Genomic DNA, 7,030 nt, shown 5'->3' with positions numbered 1-7,030 from the left:
TCACCCGGCGGTCATCAGTTCGATGAGCGCCGGGTTGGTTCGTCGGAAGCAGAGGAGCGATCACCGCCCACTGTCGGTCATCAAGCCAGAATTCTCCTGCCATGATTCAAACTCCCATTATGACCGAAGTGAATCATACAGAGATAATTTAATCAATAGTTTGATTGGGTTTTAACCCTAAAGCTTGAAACCGCTTTTTTCATTTCCTAGCTCACCCGGCGATCGGGGCTTGATGAGCCCGATCGTTTTCCACGTCTGTATGGAGTGAGCCCGCATGGAAGAGAACATCAAAATCATAAAGAATGCTAGTATCCCGGAGAGGGAAGAAATCATCACCGACTTTGCTCGCTGGCTTGACACCGCCTCGCAAGATGCACTTGTTACGGTGAGGGGCGTTTCGCTGTAATGTCGGCCAATATGGCACAGACAATCCGCACAAACGCCGACGAACTTGCACGCGACAATCCCGAGACGACTGAACGGGTATTGCAGCAAGCCTGCGCGATGATCTCGCAGTTCAAGGCGGCGTACCCGCATCGTGTTGTTAGCCGATCCGTTCATTGACGGTAGGGCAACTTAGGTCGGTAAAATTTTTTGCAGCAGATCTTGAATCAGAAAATCGGCAAAACCAAATCGTTTGCCGCCAGCCGCTGAGACAAGGGCTGGCTTCGCCGGGAGCGCCGCTTTTGGCACTCCCGTACCCATGTTGCTTCAAGGAGGATATGGCTATGGCAACATCTTACGACTACGCACCTCTCTACCGCTCGAGCGTTGGTTTCGACCGGATCTTCAATCTTCTCGAAAACGCGCAGCGCGCCCGCTCGTCCAACGATTGGCCGCCTTATGACATCGTCAAGAGCGATGACGACACCTACAAGATCTCGATTGCGGTGGCTGGATTTGCACAGGACGATCTCGACATCACCTTCCAGTCCAATCTGCTGACGATCACGGGCAAGAAGCAGGAATCCCCGACAGAGGGCTACTTGCATCGCGGCATCGCAGGTCGTCCGTTTGAGCACCGCTTCGAACTGGCTGACCACGTCCGGGTGAACGGGGCCGACCTGAACAATGGTCTGCTAACGATCGAGCTTGTTCGCGAAATCCCCGAGGCTCTCAAACCGCGGACGATTTCGATCCAGAGCACGCCCACATTGACGTCGGTTGCTCCGGCGCAGATCGAAGCGCAGAAGGCGGCTTGATCCATAAGTTCATGCAGTGAGTCAGGGGCGCCATCGCGATGGCGCCCGTCAACATTCCGGGTTGGGAAGGAGAGAGCGATGAGACCCGATATGTTCAGAAAACCTGTCACAATTCTCGTCGGCTTGGGATTCCCTGCCGAAATCCGCAGCGTGATGGATGCCTACCGACATCTTGTTGAATGGCCGGTGTCGTTTAGAGACGCGGCCCATTCGATTGCTCTGAAAGCATGCCAGGTGGCTCTTCGTGGCGAGATCGAAGCTGAGACGGCGCGCGGTCTGTTCACAGCATTTGCCGAAAAACATGAGCTCCTTGCTCCGGAGACATCTTCGGTCGGGGCTTTTCGCTTGCGTAGCGACAGCGATCCCCACTTGCAGTAAGTGGCTTACCGGGTCCGACACGCCTGAGCATCTGCACAACGATTTGATAAGAATTTCCGCTCATAGTCAAAAAAAGACGGGCTCTCCAAAACGTTCGCGGTCAGCACTCTCTGCCGTCGAGCCGGACAGGTTTCGCGATGGCTCGGCGGTGTTTTGCTCATCCGTCAGAAAAGGCTGCTGTCCGTCTTCACAGCTCGTCATTGACGGCATTGGCCGATAAGGTTGGTTGGAGCCAATCGGCGTTGTCACGGCTTTTGAAAAAGTGACGCGATGGCAACCTCGTCACGGCACGACGTGACACAGAGACGGTTTGAATGAGGGCGGTCGAGCAGGGCTAAACTTGCTTGCGGGTCGTCTTATTCAGCTGCTTGAAGACGGAATGACGTCTTTGGCTGCTCGATCCCGCTGAGGATTTCGAAGTCATCAATCATGAAATGCTGATCCGATCCAGGCACCGCCAAGGTCCAGAAATCCCGACTTGTGCCAAATATCGTAGAAACCTCCACAACCGTAAGCCGCCCATCGTCGTGCTTTAAATGCGTTCGGAACAAGATTATTCATGTCGCTACTCCTGCCGGACAGGATCGTACGAGAGGAAGTCGAGACGGGACCACGGAAATAAGACACTCAAGTAGCGCTGTCCCCAGGTTTGAGACACGATAGCAAAAATGTCTTGTAAAAGTGCCAGTGGGCGACGGCGACGGCGCTTGAATTCTTATCCCAGAAAAACCACTTGACCGGCGATTTCTGTACGAATGGAGGTATCAATGACGACAGTAGATGAGCTGCAGCCCGAGCAACACGTATTTGAAGCCGATGTCAGCCGACTCCTGCATATGATGGTGCATTCGGTTTACTCAGATAAAGATGTGTTCCTCCGGGAATTGATCTCGAACGCGGCGGATGCCTGCGAAAAGCTGCGGTTTGAGTCGATTTCCAAGCCACAGCTCTCGTCCGATGGAACCCAGCCGGCGATTCTCGTGACGCTCAATGAGGAGGCGCCGACACTCGTCATCGAGGACAACGGCATCGGCATGAACCGCGACGAGATGATCGACGCGCTTGGCACAATCGCGCGCTCTGGGACAAAGGCGTTCATGGAGCGGCTTGAGGCGGCCAAAGCTGGGGAGAAGGCGGAGCTGATCGGCCAGTTCGGCGTTGGCTTCTATTCCTCTTTCATGGTTGCTGATCGGGTCGATGTCATCTCCCGCCGCGCCGGCGAGGGCGAGGCCTGGAAATGGTCATCCGACGGTAAGGGAAGCTATGATATCGTCGGGGTCGATGTCGGACAAGCACCAGCACGCGGTACGCGTGTCGTGCTACATCTCACGGACGATGCGAAGAAATATGCCAGCAAATGGACGGTCGAGAAGATCATTCGTGATCAATCCGGCCACGTGCCTGTTCCTATACGTCTCGTAGAAAAAGAGGGCGCGGAGCCGTCACAGGTCTCCGATGGTGCAGCGCTCTGGCTCAAGCAGAAGAGCGAGATATCCAAGCAGGACTACGATGATTTCTATCGTAGTGTCTCGGGCCAGTACGACGAGCCGCTGGCTAACGTGCATTTTCGCGCTGAGGGCCGCCACGAATATACGACGCTTGCCTTCATCCCGGGCTCTCAACCATTCGATCTGTTCGATCCAGACCGAGAGGGTCGGATGAAGCTCTACGTCAAGCGCGTCTTCATAACCGACGAAGCCGACTTGCTGCCGCGTTACCTGCGGTTCATCCGGGGCATCGTCGACACCTCGGATCTCCCGCTCAACATCTCCCGCGAGATGATCCAGGAAAGTCCCGTGCTTGCCGCTATCAAAAAGGGCGTAACGAGCCGGATCCTTTCCGCCCTGGAGAAGATGGCCGAAAGCGAAGCCGAGACGTTTTCCAAGGTATGGGATCTGTTCGGCGCCATTCTCAAGGAAGGTATCTACGACGACTTCGAGCGGCGCGCGCAGTTGCTGAAGCTGGCGCGCTTCCGTAGTACCGTATCCGACGGGGCAACTAGGAGCCTGGCCGACTATCTGGCCGGAATGGGGGAAGGGCAGTCGGCGATCTATTACATTAGCGGCTCTAGTCTGGACCAACTGAGGTCGTCGCCGCAACTCGAAGGTTTTCGAGCCAAAGGGATAGAGGTACTTCTGCTTACCGACGGCGTAGACAGTTTCTGGCCAACTAATGTCCCAGATTTCGAGGGCAAGCCTTTTAAATCGGTTACCCAGGGCCTTGCCGATCTGAACGCTGTGACCGGCGAGGGCGGCACCGATGAGGGTGACCGGCAAGCTTCTCCCGAAGTCGGGTCGTTCATCGATTTCGCGCGAAGCGCCCTTGGTGAGGAGGTTGCTGACGTTCGTATTTCCGATCGGTTGACCGAAAGCGCGGTCTGCCTTGTCGCGTCGGAACATGGCCCCGATCGCCAGCTCGAAAAGCTTCTCCGAGGGGCGGGGCGGTTACAGACCGCATCGAAGCCAATCCTGGAGATCAACGCGCAGAACGAGCGTGTTAAAGCCATCGCATCGCTCGACGATCTGGCCTTTCGCGAGGATGCGGCGTGGCTGTTGCTCGACGAAGCACGCATTCTTGACGGGGACAAACCAGCCAATCCACGTGCTTTTGCCGACCGACAGGCCAGGCTGTTTGCGCTGGCAATCGGGCACGGCAAGTAAAAGGTCTTGGCGAGGTGGTCTTCGGTTGCCTCGCCAGAAAGCCTTAGAACAGGAGGTCGATCAACGCGATCGCTGAATGTTTCGCATTCTCGGGGAATGGACAGCGCTTCTCAGTTCATGATCGTAGGTTATAGCCAGCCGCTTTGAGTGCACAGCCCACTAAGCTTCTGTTATTTAAAGGATCTTTTAATTTTAAGTTGGTTTGGACTTTGCGGGTCGAAGAAGCTGGTGGAGCTGCCCGAGCCGCAGGCCGCGATCAACGACGTCGTCGTTGAGGTCCATGCAGCGGGCTTCGTCAACACCGAACTGGATTGGCCTTCGACCTGGACCGATCGAACCTTTCGCGATCGGACGCCATCGATCCTCGGCCATGAGCTGGCCGGTGTGATCACCGCGCTGGGCTACGGCACCACGGGACTGTCGGTCGGTCAGCGGGTGTTCGGCCTGTCTGACTGGTATCGCGACGGCACGCTCGCTGAGTACGTAGCCGTCGAGGCCCGCAACCTCGCGCCGCTGCCGGGTGAGGTCGATTTCACAGTTGGCGCAAGCCTGCCGATATCCGGCCTGACCGCATGGCAGGGACTGTTTCAGCATGGACGCCTTCAAGCAGGGCAGAGTGTGCTCGCACACGGAGCGGCTGGCGCCGTCGGCTCGATTGTGACGCAGCTTGCGCGGGAAGCGGGCGCCTATGTTATCGGCACCGGACGCGCCGCTGACCGCCAGAGGGCTCTGGACTTCGGTGCAAATGAGTTCGTCGATCTCGGAAACGACACCTTGGAAGACGTCGGCGGCGTCGATCTGGTATTTGACGTTATCGGCGGCGATGTTCAGAGACGGTCCGCGGCGCTGATCCGGGCCGGGGGAACGCTTGTGACAGCCGTCGGGACGACGGATATTCCTCCTGTGGATGGGGTGACGGTTGACTTCGTCGTCGAGGCCGATCGTGCCCAGCTATCTGAGATCGTTCAGCGGGTCCGGGACGGAAGACTGCGGACGAACATCGGCAAGGTTTCAAGTCTGGACGATGCGGTCACCACCTTCAATTCGGCGGAGCGGCGCGCGGGAAAGACGGTCATTCGCGTTGTCCCGTGAGGACACGGCGAGAATTAGGATATTCGTGGGGCATTTAACCCCGCCGTATCTTCCTGACGAATTGGCCGCCACGTGCACTCATTGGAGGGTTTCCTCCAAGGAGTGCACACTGCATGCAAGCTGCGCATCCTGCCGCCTCAGGTTTACTCGGCGAACGAAGTGAGTTTTGGGTGCCACCAGGGGCCCACCGAGATATTCCCAGAAGTCGAGCCCCGTAATGTCAATCGGATGAGCGCGAAAACCTTGGTTCAGGTCTAAACGGCCTCGAACGCCACCGATCGAAGTTTTCCGACCCTCATTAGGTGTTGTAGGGTATACGACACCGACAACGCGTCATCGAGTGCATCATGGCCTTGTAGAGGTGGATGCTCGACGTGGTAATAATCGACAAGCTTGTTGCTCGCGGTCTTAGCCAAATCCTCGACCGGCATCCCGGCCGCGAGCAGGAGCTTGACGGCGTTATCAAAACGGCGGGCCAGGATGGGAGCATCTATGCCCGCGACATAACAGCTGATCGCCACCATATTCAGTTCGTCCTTACCCCACGACCAAAGGCGCGCCCCGCCGGAAAAACTGTCGATGCCGGACAGTGCATCCTGCAACGTCACGCCGTCCGTTTCTATAGCCTGTTCAGTGATACCAGTTAGCTTCGTGAAAAATGGGTCGAGCGCGTAGCGGTTGCCAAATCGGTCGATCGGCTGGACATATGCCTTGTAGGTGCCAAGGATCGGAAAGTCATTCTCCAGCCCAAGCTTTACCGCGCCGATCTGGGCAATAACTGGATCGGGATCGTGGGCGGCACACCAAAATCTGCGTTGCGACCCTTCAAGGCAAAGAAATTCACAGTCAAAGATGATTGCAGTTTTCAAAGGTCTGTTCCTCTTTTGCGAAGCTCCCGGGTTTTGCCGCCGGGCGCATCATCGGATCATTTTCCGTAGTTGCACGCTTTCGAACGTACCGGCTTCGAATTCAAAAGGTGAAAAGCCAAGTTTCTGGTAGAATCCTACCGCGTCCGGAGCGGAATGTACGAGAAGCTCATTGATGCCGCGTGAAAGCGCCAGGCGCTCAAGCCGCTCCAAAAGGGCTGTTCCGTGGCCACGCCTTTGGAAGTCGGGCGCTATCGCCACAAGACGCACGATCGCCCTTCCGTCTGGCTCCTGATCGAGGCGAACCGTCCCGATTGCCTGTCCGTCACGTTTGAAAAGCAAAGACAGGTTCTGCTCTTTGATCTCCTCCGGCCCATCTTGGATATAATCGAACCGCCCTCGGGCTTCAAAGAGCACCGTCCGCCGCAACCGATGATAAGCCGATTGGTCGTCGGCGCTCTCGGCAACAGAGAGATCGTAGCGACCTATCGCCGGCAGTCGATCGAGCATCTCTCCCGAGCCAAGGTCAAGGCGCGCGCGTGCGAGCGCGATGTCGATCCAGAAAAACCGAAACAAAATAGGTGCCCCGCCGCCCGACGGCCTGGTCTCAAAATGGGACCAGGTCTCAGGAAGGGTTTCTTCGAGCGACAAATTGAAGTAGGTGCGGTGGAGGTCATGATGCACCCCGTCTCGCTCGAAGGGCCGGTGCCTGTCTCCCAGGAGCCGAAACCCCGTTCGGCCCAACAGCCCGGTTTCCTCGCCGAATTCGCGACGGGCGGCATCCATCACCCGCTCTCCGGCTTCCGGCATCCATCACCCGCTCTCCGGCTTC

At 57.0% G+C, this 7,030-nt stretch carries 7 protein-coding genes and 1 pseudogene; 5 read left to right on the top strand and 3 right to left on the bottom strand.

Features of this window, described 5'->3' with window-relative positions; genetic code table 11:
- Positions 1-274: 274 nt before the first annotated feature.
- From AC1DUP_RS36625 to AC1DUP_RS36615, 3 genes and pseudogenes are all read left to right on the top strand, one after another.
- Positions 275-564, top strand: a pseudogene (locus tag AC1DUP_RS36625) (hypothetical protein).
- Between the two features lie 164 nt (positions 565-728).
- Complete coding sequence (locus AC1DUP_RS36620) at positions 729-1,202, top strand: Hsp20 family protein (RefSeq protein WP_113309756.1); 474 nt, start codon at positions 729-731, stop codon at positions 1,200-1,202.
- A gap of 78 nt (positions 1,203-1,280) precedes the next feature.
- Positions 1,281-1,580: a DUF982 domain-containing protein gene (locus tag AC1DUP_RS36615; protein WP_113309757.1), complete on the top strand. Its 300-nt coding sequence runs from the start codon at positions 1,281-1,283 to the stop codon at positions 1,578-1,580.
- A gap of 423 nt (positions 1,581-2,003) precedes the next feature.
- On the opposite strand, the gene AC1DUP_RS36610 is transcribed toward AC1DUP_RS36615, so the two are convergent.
- A complete protein-coding gene (locus AC1DUP_RS36610) occupies positions 2,004-2,141 on the bottom strand; it encodes a hypothetical protein (RefSeq protein WP_162747596.1) in 138 nt (45 codons plus the stop codon).
- A 206-nt stretch (positions 2,142-2,347) separates the two neighbouring features.
- Between AC1DUP_RS36610 and htpG the strand changes: the two genes are divergently transcribed.
- Both htpG and AC1DUP_RS36600 read left to right on the top strand, forming a co-directional pair.
- Positions 2,348-4,240 carry a molecular chaperone HtpG gene (gene htpG, locus AC1DUP_RS36605; protein WP_113309759.1) on the top strand — a complete coding sequence of 631 codons (1,893 nt, stop codon included), beginning with the start codon at positions 2,348-2,350 and terminating at the stop codon, positions 4,238-4,240.
- A 189-nt stretch (positions 4,241-4,429) separates the two neighbouring features.
- On the top strand, positions 4,430-5,332 hold the full coding sequence (locus tag AC1DUP_RS36600) for an NADP-dependent oxidoreductase (RefSeq protein WP_113309807.1): 903 nt from the start codon (positions 4,430-4,432) through the stop codon (positions 5,330-5,332).
- A 254-nt stretch (positions 5,333-5,586) separates the two neighbouring features.
- Here AC1DUP_RS36600 and AC1DUP_RS36595 read toward each other — a convergent pair whose 3' ends face one another.
- Positions 5,587-6,201, bottom strand: coding sequence for a 3'-5' exonuclease (locus tag AC1DUP_RS36595; RefSeq protein ID WP_113309760.1), 615 nt, complete (start codon positions 6,199-6,201; stop codon positions 5,587-5,589).
- Positions 6,202-6,249: 48 nt separating this feature from the next.
- Positions 6,250-7,008 (bottom strand): GNAT family N-acetyltransferase, encoded by a 759-nt coding sequence (locus tag AC1DUP_RS36590; RefSeq protein ID WP_477837353.1) that lies wholly within the window; start codon positions 7,006-7,008, stop codon positions 6,250-6,252.
- Positions 7,009-7,030 lie beyond the last annotated feature (22 nt).

The organism is Rhizobium sp. 01L419 (assembly GCF_056400025.1).
The sequence above is the reverse complement of the archived record's forward strand: the minus strand, read 5'-3'. Positions and strand labels throughout refer to the sequence as shown.

Excerpts from the sequence above, each read along its gene's own strand:
- AC1DUP_RS36615 (WP_113309757.1), top strand. The coding sequence starts at position 1,281 with ATGAGACCCGATATGTTCAGAAAACCTGTCACAATTCTCGTCGGCTTG.
- AC1DUP_RS36610 (WP_162747596.1), bottom strand. The coding sequence starts at position 2,141 with ATGAATAATCTTGTTCCGAACGCATTTAAAGCACGACGATGGGCGGCT.
- htpG (WP_113309759.1), top strand. The coding sequence starts at position 2,348 with ATGACGACAGTAGATGAGCTGCAGCCCGAGCAACACGTATTTGAAGCC.
- AC1DUP_RS36590 (WP_477837353.1), bottom strand. The coding sequence starts at position 7,008 with ATGCCGGAAGCCGGAGAGCGGGTGATGGATGCCGCCCGTCGCGAATTC.
- AC1DUP_RS36620 (WP_113309756.1), top strand. The coding sequence starts at position 729 with ATGGCAACATCTTACGACTACGCACCTCTCTACCGCTCGAGCGTTGGT.